22 protein-coding genes and 1 tRNA gene are annotated in these 18,403 nt (G+C 58.3%); 14 read left to right on the top strand and 9 right to left on the bottom strand.

Annotation, left to right across the window (positions count from 1 at the left end):
• Nucleotides 1-38: 38 nt before the first annotated feature.
• The 3 genes from gpM to B1722_RS25490 are packed head-to-tail and all read right to left on the bottom strand — an operon-like array spanning nucleotide 39 to nucleotide 2,703.
• Nucleotides 39-761, bottom strand: a complete 723-nt coding sequence (gpM, locus tag B1722_RS25500; RefSeq protein ID WP_086794765.1) for a phage terminase small subunit — start codon at nucleotides 759-761, stop codon at nucleotides 39-41.
• Complete coding sequence (locus B1722_RS25495) at nucleotides 758-1,777, bottom strand: phage major capsid protein, P2 family (protein ID WP_086794764.1); 1,020 nt, start codon at nucleotides 1,775-1,777, stop codon at nucleotides 758-760. The genes gpM and B1722_RS25495 overlap by 4 nt, the downstream gene beginning before the upstream one ends.
• A 2-nt stretch (nucleotides 1,778-1,779) precedes the next feature.
• Nucleotides 1,780-2,703 carry a GPO family capsid scaffolding protein gene (locus B1722_RS25490; RefSeq protein WP_086794763.1) on the bottom strand — a complete coding sequence of 308 codons (924 nt, stop codon included), beginning with the start codon at nucleotides 2,701-2,703 and terminating at the stop codon, nucleotides 1,780-1,782.
• A gap of 162 nt (nucleotides 2,704-2,865) precedes the next feature.
• Here B1722_RS25490 and B1722_RS25485 point away from each other — a divergent pair, with 162 nt between their 5' ends.
• The 3 genes from B1722_RS25485 (at nucleotide 2,866) to B1722_RS25475 (ending at nucleotide 6,021) form a co-directional block, all read left to right on the top strand.
• Nucleotides 2,866-4,908: a terminase large subunit domain-containing protein gene (locus B1722_RS25485; RefSeq protein WP_086794762.1), complete on the top strand. Its 2,043-nt coding sequence runs from the start codon at nucleotides 2,866-2,868 to the stop codon at nucleotides 4,906-4,908.
• On the top strand, nucleotides 4,820-5,689 hold the full coding sequence (locus B1722_RS25480; protein ID WP_176393388.1) for a phage portal protein: 870 nt from the start codon (nucleotides 4,820-4,822) through the stop codon (nucleotides 5,687-5,689). Before B1722_RS25485 ends, B1722_RS25480 begins: the two co-directional genes overlap by 89 nt.
• 74 nt (nucleotides 5,690-5,763) lie before the next feature.
• Nucleotides 5,764-6,021: an ogr/Delta-like zinc finger family protein gene (locus B1722_RS25475; RefSeq protein ID WP_081794887.1), complete on the top strand. Its 258-nt coding sequence runs from the start codon at nucleotides 5,764-5,766 to the stop codon at nucleotides 6,019-6,021.
• 40 nt (nucleotides 6,022-6,061) lie between these two features.
• Here B1722_RS25475 and B1722_RS25470 read toward each other — a convergent pair whose 3' ends face one another.
• Both B1722_RS25470 and B1722_RS25465 read right to left on the bottom strand, forming a co-directional pair.
• Entirely contained in the window at nucleotides 6,062-6,247 is a 186-nt protein-coding gene (locus tag B1722_RS25470; RefSeq protein ID WP_025111113.1) for a hypothetical protein, read from the bottom strand.
• Nucleotides 6,248-6,349: 102 nt separating this feature from the next.
• Nucleotides 6,350-6,700, bottom strand: a complete 351-nt coding sequence (locus B1722_RS25465; RefSeq protein WP_086794760.1) for a helix-turn-helix domain-containing protein — start codon at nucleotides 6,698-6,700, stop codon at nucleotides 6,350-6,352.
• An 83-nt stretch (nucleotides 6,701-6,783) separates the two neighbouring features.
• Here B1722_RS25465 and B1722_RS25460 point away from each other — a divergent pair, with 83 nt between their 5' ends.
• The 8 genes from B1722_RS25460 (at nucleotide 6,784) to B1722_RS25425 (ending at nucleotide 13,046) form a co-directional block, all read left to right on the top strand.
• Nucleotides 6,784-6,996, top strand: coding sequence for a DNA-binding protein (locus B1722_RS25460; protein ID WP_025111111.1), 213 nt, complete (start codon nucleotides 6,784-6,786; stop codon nucleotides 6,994-6,996).
• A gap of 29 nt (nucleotides 6,997-7,025) precedes the next feature.
• Complete coding sequence (locus tag B1722_RS25455; protein WP_086794759.1) at nucleotides 7,026-7,505, top strand: YmfL family putative regulatory protein; 480 nt, start codon at nucleotides 7,026-7,028, stop codon at nucleotides 7,503-7,505.
• Nucleotides 7,502-7,867, top strand: coding sequence for a hypothetical protein (locus B1722_RS25450; RefSeq protein ID WP_086794758.1), 366 nt, complete (start codon nucleotides 7,502-7,504; stop codon nucleotides 7,865-7,867). The genes B1722_RS25455 and B1722_RS25450 overlap by 4 nt, the downstream gene beginning before the upstream one ends.
• A gap of 74 nt (nucleotides 7,868-7,941) precedes the next feature.
• Complete coding sequence (locus B1722_RS25445) at nucleotides 7,942-8,175, top strand: hypothetical protein (protein WP_086794757.1); 234 nt, start codon at nucleotides 7,942-7,944, stop codon at nucleotides 8,173-8,175.
• A 2-nt stretch (nucleotides 8,176-8,177) separates the two neighbouring features.
• Complete coding sequence (locus B1722_RS25440; protein WP_086794756.1) at nucleotides 8,178-10,973, top strand: toprim domain-containing protein; 2,796 nt, start codon at nucleotides 8,178-8,180, stop codon at nucleotides 10,971-10,973.
• Nucleotides 10,974-10,988: 15 nt separating this feature from the next.
• The gene (locus B1722_RS25435; protein ID WP_086794755.1) at nucleotides 10,989-11,282 is read left to right on the top strand and encodes a hypothetical protein; all 294 of its coding nucleotides are present in this window, start codon (nucleotides 10,989-10,991) and stop codon (nucleotides 11,280-11,282) included.
• A 65-nt stretch (nucleotides 11,283-11,347) separates the two neighbouring features.
• Nucleotides 11,348-11,596 (top strand): hypothetical protein, encoded by a 249-nt coding sequence (locus tag B1722_RS25430; protein ID WP_086794754.1) that lies wholly within the window; start codon nucleotides 11,348-11,350, stop codon nucleotides 11,594-11,596.
• A 265-nt stretch (nucleotides 11,597-11,861) separates the two neighbouring features.
• Nucleotides 11,862-13,046, top strand: a complete 1,185-nt coding sequence (locus B1722_RS25425; protein WP_086794753.1) for an Arm DNA-binding domain-containing protein — start codon at nucleotides 11,862-11,864, stop codon at nucleotides 13,044-13,046.
• Between the two features lie 154 nt (nucleotides 13,047-13,200).
• Here the strand turns inward: B1722_RS25425 and B1722_RS25420 are convergent, their stop codons facing one another.
• The 3 genes from B1722_RS25420 to B1722_RS25410 all read right to left on the bottom strand — a co-directional run bounded on the left by B1722_RS25420 (nucleotide 13,201) and on the right by B1722_RS25410 (nucleotide 14,494).
• A complete protein-coding gene (locus tag B1722_RS25420) occupies nucleotides 13,201-13,962 on the bottom strand; it encodes a hypothetical protein (protein WP_140396048.1) in 762 nt (253 codons plus the stop codon).
• A 29-nt stretch (nucleotides 13,963-13,991) separates the two neighbouring features.
• Nucleotides 13,992-14,210, bottom strand: a complete 219-nt coding sequence (locus tag B1722_RS25415) for a hypothetical protein (protein WP_086794751.1) — start codon at nucleotides 14,208-14,210, stop codon at nucleotides 13,992-13,994.
• 194 nt (nucleotides 14,211-14,404) lie between these two features.
• A tRNA-Ser gene (locus B1722_RS25410) sits at nucleotides 14,405-14,494 on the bottom strand.
• Nucleotides 14,495-14,789: 295 nt separating this feature from the next.
• On the opposite strand from B1722_RS25410, the gene B1722_RS25405 reads away from it, so the two are divergent.
• From B1722_RS25405 to B1722_RS25395, 3 genes are all read left to right on the top strand, one after another.
• The gene (locus tag B1722_RS25405) at nucleotides 14,790-15,479 is read left to right on the top strand and encodes a crotonase/enoyl-CoA hydratase family protein (RefSeq protein WP_086794750.1); all 690 of its coding nucleotides are present in this window, start codon (nucleotides 14,790-14,792) and stop codon (nucleotides 15,477-15,479) included.
• Between the two features lie 217 nt (nucleotides 15,480-15,696).
• Entirely contained in the window at nucleotides 15,697-16,419 is a 723-nt protein-coding gene (locus B1722_RS25400; protein WP_041068918.1) for a 1-acylglycerol-3-phosphate O-acyltransferase, read from the top strand.
• A 134-nt stretch (nucleotides 16,420-16,553) separates the two neighbouring features.
• Entirely contained in the window at nucleotides 16,554-17,525 is a 972-nt protein-coding gene (locus B1722_RS25395) for a magnesium and cobalt transport protein CorA (RefSeq protein ID WP_027613314.1), read from the top strand.
• 99 nt (nucleotides 17,526-17,624) lie between these two features.
• Here the strand turns inward: B1722_RS25395 and B1722_RS25390 are convergent, their stop codons facing one another.
• Nucleotides 17,625-18,347 carry an amidotransferase gene (locus tag B1722_RS25390; protein WP_041068915.1) on the bottom strand — a complete coding sequence of 241 codons (723 nt, stop codon included), beginning with the start codon at nucleotides 18,345-18,347 and terminating at the stop codon, nucleotides 17,625-17,627.
• Nucleotides 18,348-18,403 lie beyond the last annotated feature (56 nt).

The raw sequence follows: 18,403 nt of genomic DNA, 5'->3' as shown, positions 1-18,403 counted from the left end.
CACACGTCCACAGTTCCCCGCTGGGGGGGGGTAGTCGGTTATTGGGCGCCAGTGACGGCGGGGGCTTGTTTGGCCAAGGCGATGCGACACTTCTTGATCCGCGTCTCGTTGCCGGCTTTCGCGTACAGCTCGGTGGAGCGCTCCAGGTGCTCAAGCGCGGTTTCCCACTGCTCGGCCTCCATTGCTCGCATGCCAATCAACTTGTGGTACTTGCTCGGGATCTGCTCGATCAGATCCCACTCACCGTCGACACGCGGCAGCAGGTTGGACAGGTAAGGCTCCGGGCTGCGCTGGGCGTTGTATTCGGCGTAGGCCCAATCAATCACTGCATCCGCGACAAAGGTCTGCACGTCGCGACGCTTGAAGCGCTCCGGCATTTCCTGACCCTGCTCGATCGCAAAGTCCGCCAGCACCAGGCCGTCTTCGAACTGCTCGGTGTCGAACAGCCAGACCATCACCTGCACCAAGATGGGATTTGGCATCACCAGACCCGAATCCATGTAGCGCTGAATAAAGTCCTGGTACTTGGGCAGCAGTTCCTCACGTTTGAGTGCCTGACGCCCGGCCAGCCCCTTGATCGCGCTCAGGCGCTCCAGGTCTTGCGCCATTGCCGCTTCCTGCAGCTGCAGATGCTTTTTGGCATTGGCCGGACTGCTCAGGGCTTCCGCCGGCGAATACGCCAGCGGTGCCGCTGCAGCAGCGATCACTGCAGCGCTTCCCAAAGCCAGAATGCGGCGCTTGTGGGCAAGGGCCAGGCTCACTTCACCAGCTCCACGTTTTCGGTCAGCGCGATCTTTTCCAGCTGCTCGATCACGTAGCCCTCGTTGCGGCTGTTGTAATCCTCGACGCGGGAGCGTTTCGGGTTGTCCACGGTTTGCTTGCGCCAGCTGGAGTCCTGGAAGTAAATCGACAGGTTGTCCCAGCTGGTGACCAGCACGCCGTTGACCGGGAAGAACGGCACGCTAAAGCTCGGCAGACCGCCGTAGGTGGCAATCACCTGAGCGTCCTCGATGCGCTCTTTTTCGGTCGGGGTGTCGCCCTGCTTGGCGTACAGCTTCGCCTTGTCAGCGGCCAACAGGTCGGAACCGATGATCGCCACCAGGTCGCCGCCGTCGCGCAAACGCTCGTCCACCATTTGCTTGGTGTCATGCACCAGGGCGTCGAGGTTTTCGTAATCGCCCCCCGGCCCCATGGTGACCTTGCCAGGTGTCTTGCCTTCCTTGAGTACCTGCTGCGGTGCCTGCTTGCGCAGCTGCTGCAGCCAGCCTTTGTTCACGTCCTGCAGCATTGGATAGGCTGCGATGTCGGTCTGCGCAGCGGCGTGGGTGCCGTGGAAGCCGACCATGATGCGATCGAGGGCGATCTGTTTCTGCACGGCAGCCGAGTACTTCTGATGGAAGTCCGGGAATTTGGCCCAGGCATCAATCTTCGCGTAAGGCAAACCAACGTCCGATTCGGTCGACGACAGTTCGTAGGTGCTGTTATCCAGCGCCGAAGCGTCCTTCGCCTCGCGGTCGGTGGTCTTGGTATTGGTGCGGCCAGTCACCGGGCCAGAAACGCCAAGGAACACCTTTTCGCCCTTGATCTCGGTCACGGGCAGGACGTTAATGCGTTGCAGGAAGTCCGACTTGGCGGTGATAGCCTCGTTCAGTTCCTGGGCAATCGACGGTTCGACAGAGAACATCTTGCTGGCCAGCTCGACACCGTAAGTCTCGGCGATCGCCAGCTGCATTTCGGCGTACATCTTGGCGCCGTAGGCGCTCAGGGAACGAGCCATGGTCAGAGTACCCGCGCTTTGGACTTGTCAGTCGGGCCGGAATTGCGCGGCAACTGACGTCCGGTGGAGGTGTTCTGCAGCGCAGTGAACTGCTTCTGCAGGCTGCTCAGCGCTGCAAGCACTGCCTTGTTGCCGCTGCCGTTGCGCTTGAATTCGCGCTCTTCCTCGGCAGTGGTGACGATCTCGTCGACAGCCGTGCTGACGTCATCGATCGGGGCTTGATCGGGTTCCGGTGCGTCTTCGGCTGCAGGCTCGATCACGGCCTGAATGCCGGCAGCGACGACCAGCAGCTGGGCCAGCAGGGCTTTCAAGGCCGTTGCGGTAGCTTCATCCATTGGGGGGTTGCTCTCGGTTGGGGTTTGCGGAGTGGTTTCGGTGGGCGTGTCTTCAATGCCGAAACGCTTGAACAGGCGGGTAAACATGGCGGCCAGGCGCCCGATCTCGCCCTGCGGCTCGGTTTCACGCAGGGGGCCGAGTTCTTGCGAGGCTGCGTAGTACGCGGCGCGGCTGGTGCGATTGGAGAAATACAGCTCTTGCGTACCGAGGCTCGCCGGCGAATCAGTCACCGCCAGACCGGTCAGATAGGCTTTGCCGCTGCCGGCGAAATTCGGGGTGATCTCGATGCTACTGAACAGCTTCTGGCCTTGGTCGTTGAGGTACAGAAGGCGGTCGTTCGGCTTTAGCTGCGCTTCCAGTGCGATTTGACCAGGCTCCAGATCCTCGCCCTCTTCCACCAAACGCACAGCGAACACGGTGCCGTGCGAACCTGGCCAGCGTTCGTGGTCGCACCAGATCACCGCCGTGTACTTGGCAGGTGTGTAGGTCTCGGCGATGTCGCGCAGTTCCTGGGGAAGGATCTCGCGGCCATCGACGGTCGGGCCGCTGGTGGCAACACGTTTCCAGTAGGAGACAAGGGAACGGGGCATGAGTAATAACTGCGCTCAATCGTTGAATGAGCCGCCACGATAGGGAGCCGAAATCCCCCAAACAAACGCTTTGCTTCGGCACGATTCGTAGAAAAAAACTCTACGAATAACGCCTCCTTTCAGCTCGCGTTTCCGGCGTTTTCGCCGCATAGACTGCGGCCCATGAACTACCCGACCGAAGTCAAAGAAGCCGCAAAACGCCTCTACCTGCGCCGCTGTTCGGTGAAGGAAATCCAGGCGCATTTGAAGCTGCCCAACATCCGAATCGTCTACTACTGGATCCGCCAAGGCGGCTGGGACGAGATGCTGACGGACGAAGAACCGTTGAGCGCCGTCAACCGGCGGATCACCCTAATTCTGGAGAAGGTCGATCCTCTGACGGACGCCGAGCTGAAAGAATTGGAGCGGCTGACGAGCCTGCTGGAGCGTCTGAAAAAGCTCGCGGCCAAACCTGCGCCGGCAGCGCCATCAGATCGTCCGGACGAGCCTTCCGAGCGTCAGCCTGGTCAACGCCGTGAGCGTGGCGAGGGCGGCGGCAAGAAGCGCGAAAAGAAGGCGAAGAACGACATCAGCGGCCTGACCGAAGTGGACTTCCTGGATAAGTTCATCTCGAAAATGTACGGCTACCAGAAAGAGCTGTTCGAGGCGAAACAGAACCCGCTGACCCGCCGTATCCGGAACATCCTCAAGAGCCGTCAGGTCGGTCTGACCTACTACTTCGCCGGCGAAGCGTTCATGGACGCCGTGTTAAGCGGTGACAACCAGGTGTTTCTGTCAGCCAGCCGATCGCAGTCCGAGATCTTCCGCAGCTACATCATCCAGTTTGCCCAGCAGTGGTTCGGCATTGAACTGACCGGCAACCCGATCACCCTCAGCAACGGCGCCGAGCTGCGCTTTCTCAGCACCAACAGCAGCACAGCCCAGGGGTATCACGGCCACGTCTACGTGGATGAATATTTCTGGATTCGCGACTTCGAAAAGCTCAGCACCGTCGCCAGCGCCATGGGCACCCACAAGAAATGGCGCAAAACCTATTTCTCGACGCCCAGCGCCGTATCGCACCAGGCGTACCCGTTTTGGTCGGGCGAAGAGTTCCGCAACAGCAAGCGCGGCAAGAAAGCCGGCGGCGTGTGGCCGAGTGAAGCGGCTTACACGCAGGGCGCGCTGTGCCCGGACGGCCAGTGGCGCAAGACGATCACCCTGGACGATGCGATCGCCGGCGGCTGCGATCTGTTCGACCTCGAGCAGCTGCAGCTGGAGTACGACGAGGACAAATTCCAGCAGCTGTTCTACTGCAAATTCATCGACAGCACTCAAAGCGCGTTCAGTCTCAAGGATCTGGAGCGCTGCTACTCGGATCTGTCGTTGTGGGAGGACTACAACCCGGATCTGGATCGCCCGTTCGGCAACAGCCCGGTCTGGCTGGGGTACGACCCGAGCCGCACTCGCGACGACGCCACCTGCGTGGTCATTGCGCCGCCGCTCGAACCCGGGGCGAAGTTCCGGATCCTGGAGAAGCACAGCTGGCGGGGCCATTCGTTCACCTACCAGGCCGCGCAGGTCAAGAAGCTGACCGAGCGCTTTAACGTGCAGCACATCGGCATCGATGTCACCGGCGTGGGTTACGGCGTTTTCGACCTGGTGCGCGACTTCTACGCCAAGGCGACACCGATTCACTACAGCCTGGAAGCGAAAAACGCCCTGGTGCTCAAAGCCCAGGACACGATTCAAGGCAGTCGCATTGAGTGGGATGCCGGATGGACGGATATCGCCCAGGCCTTCCTGACCATCAAGCGCGGCGCCACCAACAGCGGCCAGATCACTTACAGCGCATCCCGCACCGAGGCCACCGGCCACGCCGACATTGCCTGGGCGGTGATGCACGCCCTGTCCAACGAACCTTTGAACACCAACAAGCGGCGCCGTAGCCGCTACGTCACGAGCAACCAGAGCAGCCATGGCCAACCGCAAACGCAGAAAGCACCACGTAGCCCAACCACAGCAGCAGCCGATGCGCTCGTTTACGTTCGGGGAGCCGGAGCAGGTTCTGTCCGGCAATATCGGCGAGTACGTGGGCGTGTTTCCCAGCGACGACGGCAAGATCTACAAGCCGCCAGTGTCCCGGGCTGGTCTGGCCAAGCTATTGCGCGCCAACGCGCACCACGGCGCCATTCCGAAGTTCAAGCGCAACCTGCTGCTGCGTGAGTTCATCGCCTCGGCTGGCTGCAGCACAGAGACGATGGGGCGCGCCGGCCTGGACTACATGGTGTTCGGCGAAGCGTACTTCTACAACGACACCAACGCATTCGGCCAAGTGCTGGAGTTGCAGCACCTGCCAGCGATCAACATGCGCGTGAAGGTCGACGGCGGCTTCGTGATGCTGCTCCCCGACAATAAGGAGATGGAGTTCGAGGCGCACGAAATCTCCCACGTTCTGGACTACGACGTGGAACAGAACATTTACGGGATTCCAGACTATCTGGGCGGCCTGCAGGCGCTGCTGCTGAATGAGGCCGCTACCCTCTTCCGCCGGCGCTACTACAGCAACGGCGCGCACGCCGGCTACATCTTCTACACCAACGATCCCGATCTGACGGAAGAGGACGAAGAAGAACTGCGCGCCCAGATCAGCGCGAGCAAGGGCGTGGGCAACTTCCGATCGATGTTCGTCAACATCCCCAATGGCAAAGAGAACGCGATTCAGATCATTCCCGTGGGTGACTTTCAGGCGAAAGACGAACTGGAGAAGGTGAAGAACATCACCCGGAACGACGTCATTGCAGCCTGGCGAATGAACCCTGCGCTGGCCGGCATCATCCCGGAAAACACCGGCGGATTTGGCGACATTGAAAAGATCGATCGCGTGTACACCAGCAACGAGATTCGACCGATTTGCCAGCTGTTCGATCAGCTCAATTACCGGTTACGCGAAGACAGGCGCTTTAGCTGGAAAACTGCGCCAGATGTAGTGGATACCACTACATGAAAAACCTTTCGGAGAGATTACCACTACGAATTGTGGCAGTATGGTGGCGATCAGCTGCCCCTGGGGAGGGACATATGCGAGTGACATGTAAGTGTGGAAACAAGGGATTAATCCGGGATAGCAAGCCGCAATCGCCAGATTTCGTGACGCTCTATTGCCAGTGCCTGGACGTCCAGTGCGGGCATACATGGGTAGCCCATTTGACGTTTTCCCACACGCTGAGTCCATCAGCGCAAACCTTTGACCGATTGCTATTTGATCGTCTTCGGGAAATGCCCAGGGCGAAACAGCGGGAATTGTTCGAGCAGCTCGGGGCGCAGGCAGTTGCGTGACAGGTCAATCGCCGACACCGAAACGTCGGCGATCAAGACATCAGCTGTTGGCTGACTCTTCAGGATTGATGGCAAGAATTTCAGATAGCCGACGAAGCTGACCTTGCTCCTTTTCACTCAATGACCGGTATAGGCCAATGAGGCGGCGTTCCGCTTTGCTCAAGTTGTGCCATTCGAACTCGGCAAATCCCAAGCAAAGAGGTTCTTTTTTGATGCGATCCAACATGCTGACTACTCCATAAAGTGCATGGCTGAATCAGCATTGACGGGATGAGCGTCGGCTTTAGAACGCGGGGGCGACCAATGTCATACAAGGTTATGTTGCGAGTTAATTCTTCTGACGGGCAGCGTCGTCCGCCATCGCTTTCAGAAATCGGCGGATTGCTTCTTGATCACCTGGCGTGATGGTTCTGTATTGCGTCACAAGCAGATTCTCAACTTCGGAAAGCGAAGCTTCCGTAGCTGTCGTGTGCTGACCGCTCAGGATGTAATGCACGTCAAAACCTGGCTCGCGCATAACCTTACTCAGATACCACGCCGGGGCATCGCTGCTGCCTGCTTCGTAGTTAGCTTGGGTGCGTTTCGAAATACCAAGAACCTCGGCAACCTGATCCTGAGTCAGCCCGCTTTTCTTTCTCTCTTCCCGCAATCGCGAGCCGATGCTTTCAGAATCGTGCAAAATTTTTCATTCCCGATGTTTACAAATGCACTTATGTGCATCATTCTGCATTCCCGACACATGAAAATGCACGGAATTGCACTATGCCGAACACAAACATCAACGATCAAGCCCGCCAGCAAGCAAGACAGGGCTTGGAGAAGCGAGGTCAATCAGCGAAAGACTTCGCGAAATTGCACGGACTAAACCCCAGCACCGTTTATGCGGTGCTGAGTGGCCAGAGCCATTGTCGCCGGGGAGAGGCACATCGCGCCGCCGTACTACTCGGGATCAAAGACGGCGTAATCGAACAGTAACGGTACGGACCAACAGGGAACAGTAGAAGATGAAAAGCCTTGTTCTAGAGACACGCAAGGAAGCGATGCGCGAGATCATTCGCAGCTTTCCCGAGGGACGCGAAGGCGCAGCAGCTCGCTTGGGAATGAAAGTCAAAAAATTCGACAACCACGCCTACGAGAATGCCGGCTGCAGTCCATTGACGGATTTGCAGATTTACATGCTGGAGCAAGCCAGCGGCACCCACCACTTTCCGAACTACGTGGCGCAGATGTATGGCGGCTTGTTTGTAGCCGTCGCCGACCCGGAGAAACTGGACAACGTCGAACTGTATGCTCGATCGGTGCAGGTATCGGCAAAGCGCGGTTGCGTTGACCAGGCGATAGCCCAAGCACTGGAAGACGGCTCTATCAGCGTGGAAGAAGCCGAACACATCCTTGCCGCACACAACCTCCACATGGCCGCACGACACGCCGAAGTGCTGGCCGCTATCGACTTGTACCGTGCCAAACCGGGGAAAAGCCAATGAACAATCTGCCGGCCGTACAGGAATATCAGGACATGCTCAAAACCGCGGCCTTTTCTTTTCTTGAGCGTCATCAGTGCGAACATCTGGGCGACGACCAGCAACTGTTCAAACGCGCTGTTCAGCACCTTGTGACGGATTACAACGCCACAATGCAGCACGCCGAACGGCTGGTGCATCTGGCCAACAGTGAAATGGCAGCGGTCGGCGATCGGCAGCGACTGGATGTCATCAACAGCACATCAACGCACACCGTGATTTTCGATACCGCCACCGGCAACGCCTGGGCAATCCCAGTCAGCCTGATCTACGAACGCATCCTCATTGCTCCCGATAACGGGCGCTTTCGCATCACCGCTTCCTAACACCTAACCAACAAAATCCCCGATCCCCATTGCCGTGGGTTTGGGTGAGCTGCGCCCGAAATTGAGGTTTGACGATGGAAAACGCCCTGAACATCAACGCAAAACTGACGCCTGTAGAGGCTCAAGCGCTCTTGGCCAACCTGCGCGAGCAGTACCGTCTCAGCTTCAACGAACTCTGGTACGCAGACCAGTTCCGCCTGATTCCCGATGGTCTGCGCCACGGGTCAATTCTCGCCAACTGCCCCGTGATGGCTGCTCAGAAACATCTGATCGGCGCCCTCTCCCTCTGCCTCAAGAAAGCGAAGTAACCATGAAAGAGCAACTGCGCAGCGACGTGATCGAACGCCTGAAATCCGATTACGGGCTCAAGCAACGGGCAAATGCTGACTACATGCGCGGCGGCACCTGCCCCAAGTGCCGTCAGAAAACGCTGTACACCCGTTTTGATGCTCCGTGGTTGGTGATCTGCGGCAGACCTGAAAAATGCGCGCATACCCTGCACGTGAAGGAGCTGTACGAAGACCTGTTCGAAGACTGGAGCAAGCGTGCGCCGGCCACCGACCAACACCCCAATGCCACCGCCCGGGCCTACCTTGAGTTTGCCCGGGGCTTTCGCATCGAGCTGATCCAGGGCTGGTTCACCCAGGAAAGCTTTTACTCCCCAGAGCACAACGCCGGCAGCGCAACCGTGCGCTTCGCGTTGGACAAAGGCGGCTGGTGGGAACGCCTGATCGATCGGCCGCATCGCTTCGGCAAGATGAAAGCCCGGTTCAAATCCAAGGACAGCTATCGCGGCGTCTGGTGGTGCCCGCCGTGCGTGGACCTGTTGGAAGCGAAAGAAGTCTGGATTGTCGAGGGCATCTTTGACGCGATCGCCCTGGTGCACAACGACATCGTCGCGGTGTCGGCCATGTCCTCGAATGCATTCCCTGAAGAATCACTGCGAGCCCTCGCCCGTGACCGCGACGGCAGGTTGCCCAAGCTGGTCTGGGCGCTCGACAACGAGTCGGGCGCCCACGCCTACACCAAACGCTGGGCGAAGCAGGCGCGAGCGCTGGGGTTCGTCTGTGAGGCGGCGCAGATCCCTTTGCGTGACGGCCGCAAGACCGACTGGAACGATCTGCATCAGCGCTGGAGTTTCATCGAAGACGAGAGCCAACGCGCCGACCAGATCGCGGCTGATTTGAAACAGGCGCGTCACCTGGGCGCCCTGCTGCTTGCCGAAAGCGCGGCCGAAAAAGCGTTGCTCATGTACGACTGGAACAAGCGTGGTGAATTCCACCTGGGCTTCGGTAGTCGCCTGTACTGGTTCAAGTTGGACATGGAGAAATTCAACCGGGCGATGCAAGACATCGAGGACAGCGAGAATCACGACGATCAGTTGCTCAACCAGGCACAGCAGCGCGAGAAAGCGCTGCAGCAATCGGGCAGCGTAGTCGAGATTGCCAACTGCTACCCGCAAGCCCTGTATTTCCAGCGCAACGAAGTGACGGACGAGTCCTGGTATTACCTGCGCGTCGATTTCCCGCACGACTCCGAAAGCGTGAAGAACACCTTCACCAGCGGGCAGTTGTCAGCGGCCAGTGAATTCAAAAAACGCCTGCTCGGGATGGCAGCCGGTGCCATGTATACCGGCAGCGGTCAGCAGCTGGACAAGCTGATGAAGGACCAACTGTTCGGCATCAAAACCGTGTCGACGATCGACTACGTGGGCTACAGCAAGGAATACGGCTGCTACGTCTATGGCGACTTGGCGATCAAGGATGGCACGACCTACAAGGTCAACAGCGAGGACTATTTCGAGTTCGGCAAGCTGCGTCTGAAGACGCTGCAAAAAGGCGTCCCAATCAAACTACAGCGCGATGGTAAGGACTTCAATGAAGCCTGGCTGCCGCTGCTGTGGACCTGCTTCGGTGCCCAGGGCCTGGTGGCACTGGTGTTCTTTTTCGGCTCATTGTTCTGCGAGCAGATCCGTGCACGCTACCAGTCGTTTCCGTTTCTGGAAGCCACCGGCGAGGCCGGCGCCGGCAAGACCACCCTGCTCAACCTGCTGTGGAAACTGCTCGGCCGTGAAGGCTACGAAGGCTTTGACCCAATGAAGTCGACGAAAGCCGGTCGCTCGCGGTTGATGGGCCAGGTGTCGGGCATGCCGGTGGTGTTTCTGGAAGCCGATCGCCACGGCGATGATCGATCCCACGCCAAGACCTTCGAATGGGACGAGCTCAAAGACTTCTACGGCGGGGGCACGCTGGCCACCAAGGGTGTGAAGACCGCCGGCAACGAAACCTACGAACCGCCGTTTCGCGGGACGATCGCCATCAGCCAGAACGCGGCCGTGGTCGCCCATGAGGCGATCATGACTCGGATCGTCAAGCTGCATTTCATCCGGCCGACAGTGACACCGCAAAGCCGCGCTGCAGCGGACAAGCTGAACGCCTTGGACGGCGGCACGCTGAGCCACTTCCTGATTCGGGCCGTCGGTAAGGAATCAGCTGTGCTCGAGCTGTTCGCCCAACGCATGCCCGAACACGAAGCCAGACTGCGCCGCCTGCACACCCACTGCTTTGCCTGCGGTACGGAGTATCCCAACGAACAAGGCAACTGCAGCAGTTGCGGGTACGACCTGCGTGGGTACATCCGCGTCGAGCGAATCAGCAAGAACCATGCGCAGCTGCTGTCGCTGCTCGATGCCCTGCGCCTGGTCCTGAAACTGGACGAACCCCAGGTTGCCGCCACCCAGCGCCAGATCGTGCGCATGGCCATCGAACGCCAGGCTTCGATCAGCTCCGACCATCCGGCGGTGGCCGAGTTTTGGGAGGTGTACGACTACCTGCAATCGCTCAGCGAAGACCCGGTGGTCGACCACAGCAGCGACCCTGGCGTCATCGCGATCAACCTCAACGAATTCAGCGAACGCGCCGCCGAACACAAACAGAAGCTGGCCGACGTGGCGACCCTGCGCGACCTGCTCAAAGAATCCCGTTCGCACAAATTTCTGGACGCCAACAAGGCCGTGCACAGCGCGGTACGCGCGGCGCTGAACGCCAAAACCCCACTGGCGCCGGGCCGTCCGACGACGGTCAAGTGCTGGATCTTCAAAGCGTAAAAGGAGGCTACACCGATGCAAGTTCAAGTGTTTATGGGCAACGCCGGCGACGGCAAAACCAACAAACTGCAGGCCGTTCAGGATCGATTGGCGTTTGTCGGCGAAAGCGCGCCGATCATCCAGGCCGGTGCCTATGGCGAAGAAGGTTTGCTGCAGATCCTGGAAGTCCGCGCCGCCGGTGGCCAGCGCGAAATCCTGGTCGACGACTGCAGCCGGCAACAGATTTTGAAGGTTCTGGAATGGCAGTCCTGTGTCGAACACCTGCCGGATTTTGACGGCCTGGTGGTTCACCTGGCCCGAAAGGACTGACCTTTGAAAAACAGTGTCGAGGAGTTGCAGCTCCTCGACACCCGACCACTACAGAGGACTCAAACATGCAAGTACAGAACCTAAGCAGCAGCGGCACGCAGGCTACCACACCAGCGCGCCACCTGGTGGCCACCGCGCTGATCGGCGCGGCCGTCATCGGCTACCTGGTGCACAAAACCCCGGAATCACGCACGCGCCTGGAAAGCCTAAGCCAGATGGCCCGTACCCTAGGCGAGTTGAGCGCAACGGATGCGGCAGTGGTCACTCGGCTGCTCGCCATTCCCGCAACACAGGGTGACTCACGCCATGTCTAACGACCCAGCAATCTCCGCGCGGCGCTTTCCCTGGAACTTGGACCACACCAGCGTGTGCGACCTGTGCGGCAAGTGGCGGGTGCAAGGCAACCATGCCAAGTGCAGCCGGCAGCGCCAGTTACTCAATGCCCACCGGCGCCATCACCCGCCCAAGCGATAACCGCGTCCACTAGAAGATGCGCCTGCAGATACTTGGCCCGGAAACGGGCCTTTTTGTTTCCGATCGTCAGACTGTCGATACACGAGTACAGCGTTAGGGGTTTACATGAGTGGCGTCGAAGCTCGCGGCAATTCCGTGAGAATCTACTTTCAACACAACGGGGAGAAATGCCGGGAATCGATTCCCGGAGGCAACACGCCGGCCACCGTGGCCCAGGCCAAACGCCTGCTCGGCATCATCGATTACGAAATCCAGACCGGCACCTTTGACTATGCCCGGCATTTTCCAAATTCCTCAAAGCTGGTCGAAAACACCTTTGGCCACTACTTGGACCTGTGGTTGAAGATCAAGGCCAACAGCGTTGCCGCGTCGAGCTACCGAGGGTATGCCAACAAGGCCGAGGTACATGTGCGGCCGCGCTGGGGCAAGGCACAGATCAACCAGATCGATCATCTGGACCTGCAGGAATGGATACAGGGCACGCTGTCGAAAACCCTGAAGAATAAGACCATCCGCGACATCATCAGCAACGTGCGCCAAGTGTTCCGTCTGTACCGCACGCGCATGAAAGTCGCCCACGACCCAACCGAAGGCTTGATGGTGCGCCTGCCGGATCCGGAGGCCCCGGACCCATTCACCCGGGCCGAGATCAACCAGATCCTCGACACTCCGACCAGCCGTACGCACGAGCTGTTGATGGTGCAGTTCATGTTATGGGCCGGCCCTCGGGTGTCGGAGACGATCGCCCTGGCTTGGGAGGATGTCGACCTGGCGCAAGGCACCGTGACCTTTCGCCGATCCAAGGTGCGCGGCGCCTACCGCGTGACCAAAACCCGCCGATCAACGCGCCGCGTGCGCCTGCTGGCACCGGCATGGGAAGCGCTGCAGAAGATTGATGCGCTGACTCGCCGACGCCAGGCGGAAACCGTGGAGGTCGTCGAGCGGGACAACAAGACAGTGCGCCAGCACAAACTGCATTTCGTGTTCCTGAACAGTAAAAGCGGTCTACCGCACGCCAACGACTTCGTGGTCCGCGACCGCTTCTTCAAGGCGCACTTGCTCGCGGCCGGGGTGAGGTATCGTGGACCAGGGCAGTGTCGGCATACGTACGCCAGTCAGCTGCTGACCACTGGTGTGGCGTCGATCGACTGGATCGCCGAACAGATGGGCCACACCAACGGGAACATGATCCGTCAACACTACGGGACGTGGATCAATGAAGACGGACCCGACGTGGTAGGGATGCTGCAAATGGCCTTGAAGCTGTCACCGGTTACAGCGCTGCGTTGAACCCACTGAGTCCACCACTTTCGCGAAGCCAGAAGGTCAGGGAGTGGTAAGCCAGCCTGGGGGAGACTGGTTTCCACGCTGCCAGAAAAAGGCCCCCACACCATAACCATGTGTGGGGGCCGATTGAACATAGGACGGAACTATCTGTAACTGTCTAATCCAGCGTTGACCAATCATTGGACTGGAAGTTGGTGCCTGTAGCCTTCTGAAAGCTAGCCTCATAATCGCGAATTGAATTAAATAACTCCTGATCACCGAATGCCATCGCTGAGAAGCCGCAGGCCATGAGACCTCGATACATATAATTCCAAAAGTCAGCACGATGTTCAGCTTGCCTCGTAGTACCGTGCATGCCTCGCATAAAAAATCCGCGCGATGCTCCCCCATACATATCCATGATCTGGGGTGAGGCTGCGTGGATGTAACCCGAATAAGCCTTGCTGAGCGTTCTGGCAGTTTCCAGGTGCTTGCTGCTGCCTTTTGGGCCACTCACGCACCGATCCAAATAGGCACGAATTTTTTTCCGGGGAATCATTCCTCTGTCTGACGATGAAACAGACTCTGCGCCGGGATCAAATTCTTCCTGAAAGAAATTCTCCAGATATTGCTCATGTATGGGAGTCGACTCTCCGTTTATTACGGAGAGTGCCAAGAAAGAAATGTCTTCGGTGATTTCATCGAGAATACGTTGTAGAGAGGCCTGTTCTTGAACAAACCCAGCTTCCAACAGCAACCTTGCGGCGTTGAGACTACTCACCAGCCGCGCAAGCTTCTGTACCAACGCCTGATGTACGGTTTTCTCTACATGCCGATAGACGAAAGATTTCTTAAAAGAGACAGGTCTGGGGGCAGGAACGCGCAAGGAAAGCACATTGACGATGCGCTCCATGTAATTCAACGCTTGTTCGTAATGCATGCTTTCTGTCATAGGAAACGGAATCCCATCTAGAGTTGTCGAAGTCGCAGAATCGCATCTTCAATCGCTTTCGCGTTGGTATCCAGCGTTTCCATGGCCACGACCGCGTTTTCCGCAACCGTCTCTACGCCATTTTCTGAAAGCCACCTAGTAAACTCCTCTATTGCCGCCCCAAGCGCATGCTGGTTGTGCAGTAGCAACGTGAGCGCATCTGCAGTGGCAATGTTGGAATCTGAGTTATTTGGCATAGCAGCCTTCCTTGGAGTTCGGTTCGCAGAAGCCTAGATCATCGGGCCGCTGGCAATGGTCAGTCGCCCGCCATTTTGCGCACCAAAATGGCGCTCCAGTCCCATCTCAGTCCCATATGGCCTTTTTTCAGACGCCAAAAACCACAAACCCCCGACTTTCTCTAGGAGAATCAGGGGTTTGCGTTTACTGAATTTGGCGGTGAAGGAGAGATTCGAACTCTCGATACAGTTTCCTGTATACACACTTTCCAGGCGTGCTCCTTAAGCCACTCGGACACTTCACCGTATCTCTTCAAACATGTTCTGTCTGTCGAGGCGCGCTAATGTAGTCGAAAGCTTTTCTGATGGCAAACTTTTTTTCAGAGTTTTCATGCGCTTAAGAAATAAAGGCGTTTCGACCCACCCAGGGCGATGGCAAACCGGACAATCTCTGGTGACGGCCACCCTTCTATATAGAAGCAGAACGGCGTGCTACGCCGGGCGCGGCCGGAAACGGTGACTGGCGGGTCAGTCACGGCGCTTTACCTGGCCTGCGGTGGTGGGTAACGTCTGCCCATCTTTCTTACAAGGAATAGCGTCATGAGTGAGTTGATTGCCTACCACCTCGAAGACGGTATCGCGACCCTGACCTTGAACAACGGCAAGGTCAATGCCATTTCCCCGGACGTGATTGCGGCGTTCAACGCGGCGCTGGATCAGGCGAAGACTGATCGTGCCATCGTGATCATTACCGGTCAGCCGGGAATTCTGTCGGGCGGCTACGACTTGAAGGTGATGACCGCCGGGCCTAAAGAAGCCGTGGCGCTGGTCACTGCTGGCTCGACCCTCGCCCGCCGCCTGCTCTCTCATCCGTTCCCAGTGATTGTCGCCTGCCCTGGTCACGCTGTGGCCAAAGGCGCGTTCCTGCTGTTGTCTGCCGATTACCGCATCGGCGTCGATGGCCCGTTCAGCATCGGCCTGAACGAAGTGCAGATCGGCATGACCATGCACCACGCCGGCATTGAGCTGGCCCGTGATCGCCTGCGTCGCTCGGCGTTCCACCGTTCGGTGATCAACGGCGAGATGTTTGATCCGAAAAGCGCGGTGGATGCCGGTTTCCTCGACAAAGTGGTGACTGCCGAAGAGCTGCAAGGCGCAGCCCTGGCAGCAGCGCGTCAGCTGAAGAAGATCAACATGAACGCGCACAAGAACACCAAGCTCAAAGTGCGCAAGGCACTGCTCGAAGCCCTCGACAACGCGATCATTCAGGATCAGGAGCATCTGGGTTAAACCCACGCTTCCCGAGCCGAAGAAAAGCCCGACCGTCGTGTCGGGCTTTTTCTTGCGCGTTTGGTTGATCGAGCGTCGACTGCTCTAGCACGGGTCTGACAATCAACTCGGAAACATGCGCTTAAACATCGCCTATCTCCGCACTCTATAGCAACAATTGCCGAAAACAGTGCACATCCGTACACTGCGCCACCTTTTGTCCCGGTGGGGCCTGAAAATGCTGTTTGTGTTTCGTATGTTATTGATGGGCCTGCACTTTATTCTGGCCGGCGTGCTGGGCGTGATCCTCGGGCTGTGCCGTCCGTTCAACCCGGACAACAGCCGACTGTGCGCCCGCCTCTACGCGCTACCGGCCATGTTTATTTTGCGTTTGCGTGTGAGGGCTGAAGTCGGCCCGTTGATGAACAAGCCCGACAGCTGCGTGATCGTGGCCAACCATCAGTCCAACTACGACCTGTTCGTGTTCGGCAACGTGGTACCCCGCCGGACTGTGTGCATCGGCAAGAAGAGCCTGAAATGGGTGCCGCTGTTCGGGCAACTGTTCTGGCTGGCAGGCAACGTGTTGATTGATCGTGGGAACGCGCACAAGGCGCGCAAGTCGATGCTCACCACCACCCACACTTTGCAACACGAAGACACGTCGATCTGGGTGTTCCCGGAAGGCACGCGCAACCTCGGTGAAGAACTGCTGCCATTCAAGAAAGGTGCGTTCCAGATGGCGATCGCCGCCGGTGTACCGATCGTGCCAGTGTGCGTCAGCAGCTACATCAAGCACATGCGCCTGAACCGCTGGCGCAGCGGGAAAATTCTCATACGCTCGCTGCCGGCGATTCCTACAGCCGGGCTGACCATGGATGACATGCCCATGCTCATGTCCCAATGCCGCGAACAGATGCGCGAGTGCATCGCCGCGATGGATCAGCAGCTGCAAGCTGCGTGAAAAACCAACCCGCCTCGTGCGGGTTTTCTTTTGCCGGGTGAACTGTGCAGATTTCACTGACTCTCAAGCAGCGACACGGCTAAGCTGAAGCCTTGTATTCCCTGCCATCTGCCAAGAAGAAGTGAACCACCACCATGGGTCGAGTTGTTGCTGCTGCGGTTTACAGCGCCGGTAAGAAAGTCACCAATATCACGCTTGACGAAGGCGCCGCCTGGGCCGCAAAAACCGGGCATTTTGTCTGGATCGGCCTGGAAGAGCCGGACGCTCAGGAGCTGGCCAATCTGCAACGCCAGTTCAACCTGCACGAACTGGCCATCGAAGATGCCCTGGAAAAACACAGCCGGCCAAAGCTGGAAACCTTTGGTGACGCCTTGTTTATCGTCACCTACTCGCCGATCCGCGAGCATGGGATTTTGCAGTTCATCGAAACGCATATCTTCGCTGGCAAGGGCTACATCATCACCGCCCGCAACGGCCACTCGGCGTCCTATGCGCATGTCCGCCAGCGCTGTGAGGCGCGGCCGCTGTTGCTCGAGCACGGCGAAGATTTCGTCCTCTATGCACTGCTGGATTTCGTGATCGAAAACTACCAGCCAGTCGGCGAAGCGATTCATGCCGAGATTGATGAATTGGAGCGCAACGTGCTGTGCAGTGCGTTGAACGAGCATGACATCCAGAAACTTCACGGCCTGCGCCGCGATGTGTTGCGCCTGCGCCGTTATGCAGCGCCGATGGTAGAGATCGGCGAGGAGCTGCAGAAACTGAGCTTCCCGTTCATCGACAAGAACATGCGCCCGTACTTCCGCGATGTGCAGATTCACGTCACGCGGCAGATGGAAGACCTGACGACGCTGGCGGACATTGCCAGTCAGACCATCGAGATCGGCGTGTTGCTGGAGGCGTCACGGCAAAGTGTGGTGCAACGCAAGTTTGCTGCGTGGGCGGCGATTCTGGCGTTCCCGACGGCGGTGGCGGGAATTTACGGGATGAACTTCCAGAACATGCCGGAGCTGAGCTGGCATTACGGCTATTTCGCTGTGTTGGGGTTTATTACGGTGGGGTGTGTGAGTTTGTGGGCGAGTTTCAAGAGGTCGGGGTGGTTGTAGGGAAGCAAAAGCAAAAGATCGCAGCCTGCGGCAGCTCCTACATTGGGATGGTGTACACCCTGTAGGAGCTGTCGCAGGCTGCGATCTTTTGATCTGCTATCAAGCAGCCTCAGGCTTGTGCGCCACAAACCGCATCATCCATTCCGCCACCGTGGTGCCATGGTGCTCCTGCTCCAGGCTAGCCACGCCTTTCGAGTAGATCTGCGAACCCAGCGCGTCCTGGCGCAGATCCAGCAGCGCCCGCGAATAGTCGTGGATAAATTCCGGGTGGCCCTGGAAGCACAGCACCTGATCGTTGATGTGGTACGCGGCAAACGGGCAGAAATCGCTGGAGGCAATGACCGTAGCGTTTTCCGGTAACGCCGTGACCTGATCCTGGTGGCTGATCAGCAACGTCAGCTCTTCCCGCACCGGGCTCATCCACGGCGCCTTGGCCGCCAGTTTGTAGTTGTGGGTGCCGACACCCCAGCCCTGAGTGGCGCGCTCACTCTTGCCGCCCAGCAACAGCGCCAGCAGTTGATGGCCGAAGCACACGCCGAGCAGCTTGTCGCCACGCTCGTAGCGAGTCAGCAGGTATTGCTTGAGAGTCTGGATCCACGGGTCGGTGCCGAACGAATCGGCCTTGCTGCCGGTGATCAGGTACGCATCGAAGGTCAGGTCGTCGCTCGGGTATTCGCCCTGCATCACGTTGTACACGGTGAACTCGGCGGCAATCGGTTGCTGCGAGAACAGGCGCTGGAACATCTGCCCGTAACCCTGATATTGATCGACCAGTTCCGGACGCAGGATGTCGGTTTCCAGAATGCAGATGCGTAACGACATAAAAAATACCTGACACGTGATGGGAATAATGAACACCCAGAGCCTGCCTTGAAACA

Origin of the sequence: Pseudomonas sp. SCPG-7 (genome assembly GCF_002156405.1) — a bacterium.
GTDB lineage: Bacteria > Pseudomonadota > Gammaproteobacteria > Pseudomonadales > Pseudomonadaceae > Aquipseudomonas > Aquipseudomonas parakoreensis.
This window is presented reverse-complemented; position numbering and strand designations above follow the sequence as displayed.

Excerpts from the sequence above, each read along its gene's own strand:
- B1722_RS25495 (WP_086794764.1), bottom strand. The coding sequence starts at position 1,777 with ATGGCTCGTTCCCTGAGCGCCTACGGCGCCAAGATGTACGCCGAAATG.
- B1722_RS25490 (WP_086794763.1), bottom strand. The coding sequence starts at position 2,703 with ATGCCCCGTTCCCTTGTCTCCTACTGGAAACGTGTTGCCACCAGCGGC.
- B1722_RS25485 (WP_086794762.1), top strand. The coding sequence starts at position 2,866 with ATGAACTACCCGACCGAAGTCAAAGAAGCCGCAAAACGCCTCTACCTG.
- B1722_RS25475 (WP_081794887.1), top strand. The coding sequence starts at position 5,764 with ATGCGAGTGACATGTAAGTGTGGAAACAAGGGATTAATCCGGGATAGC.
- B1722_RS25470 (WP_025111113.1), bottom strand. The coding sequence starts at position 6,247 with ATGTTGGATCGCATCAAAAAAGAACCTCTTTGCTTGGGATTTGCCGAG.
- B1722_RS25460 (WP_025111111.1), top strand. The coding sequence starts at position 6,784 with ATGCCGAACACAAACATCAACGATCAAGCCCGCCAGCAAGCAAGACAG.
- B1722_RS25455 (WP_086794759.1), top strand. The coding sequence starts at position 7,026 with ATGAAAAGCCTTGTTCTAGAGACACGCAAGGAAGCGATGCGCGAGATC.
- B1722_RS25450 (WP_086794758.1), top strand. The coding sequence starts at position 7,502 with ATGAACAATCTGCCGGCCGTACAGGAATATCAGGACATGCTCAAAACC.
- B1722_RS25445 (WP_086794757.1), top strand. The coding sequence starts at position 7,942 with ATGGAAAACGCCCTGAACATCAACGCAAAACTGACGCCTGTAGAGGCT.
- B1722_RS25440 (WP_086794756.1), top strand. The coding sequence starts at position 8,178 with ATGAAAGAGCAACTGCGCAGCGACGTGATCGAACGCCTGAAATCCGAT.
- B1722_RS25435 (WP_086794755.1), top strand. The coding sequence starts at position 10,989 with ATGCAAGTTCAAGTGTTTATGGGCAACGCCGGCGACGGCAAAACCAAC.
- B1722_RS25430 (WP_086794754.1), top strand. The coding sequence starts at position 11,348 with ATGCAAGTACAGAACCTAAGCAGCAGCGGCACGCAGGCTACCACACCA.
- B1722_RS25425 (WP_086794753.1), top strand. The coding sequence starts at position 11,862 with ATGAGTGGCGTCGAAGCTCGCGGCAATTCCGTGAGAATCTACTTTCAA.
- B1722_RS25420 (WP_140396048.1), bottom strand. The coding sequence starts at position 13,962 with ATGCATTACGAACAAGCGTTGAATTACATGGAGCGCATCGTCAATGTG.
- B1722_RS25415 (WP_086794751.1), bottom strand. The coding sequence starts at position 14,210 with ATGCCAAATAACTCAGATTCCAACATTGCCACTGCAGATGCGCTCACG.
- B1722_RS25405 (WP_086794750.1), top strand. The coding sequence starts at position 14,790 with ATGAGTGAGTTGATTGCCTACCACCTCGAAGACGGTATCGCGACCCTG.
- B1722_RS25400 (WP_041068918.1), top strand. The coding sequence starts at position 15,697 with ATGCTGTTTGTGTTTCGTATGTTATTGATGGGCCTGCACTTTATTCTG.
- B1722_RS25395 (WP_027613314.1), top strand. The coding sequence starts at position 16,554 with ATGGGTCGAGTTGTTGCTGCTGCGGTTTACAGCGCCGGTAAGAAAGTC.
- B1722_RS25390 (WP_041068915.1), bottom strand. The coding sequence starts at position 18,347 with ATGTCGTTACGCATCTGCATTCTGGAAACCGACATCCTGCGTCCGGAA.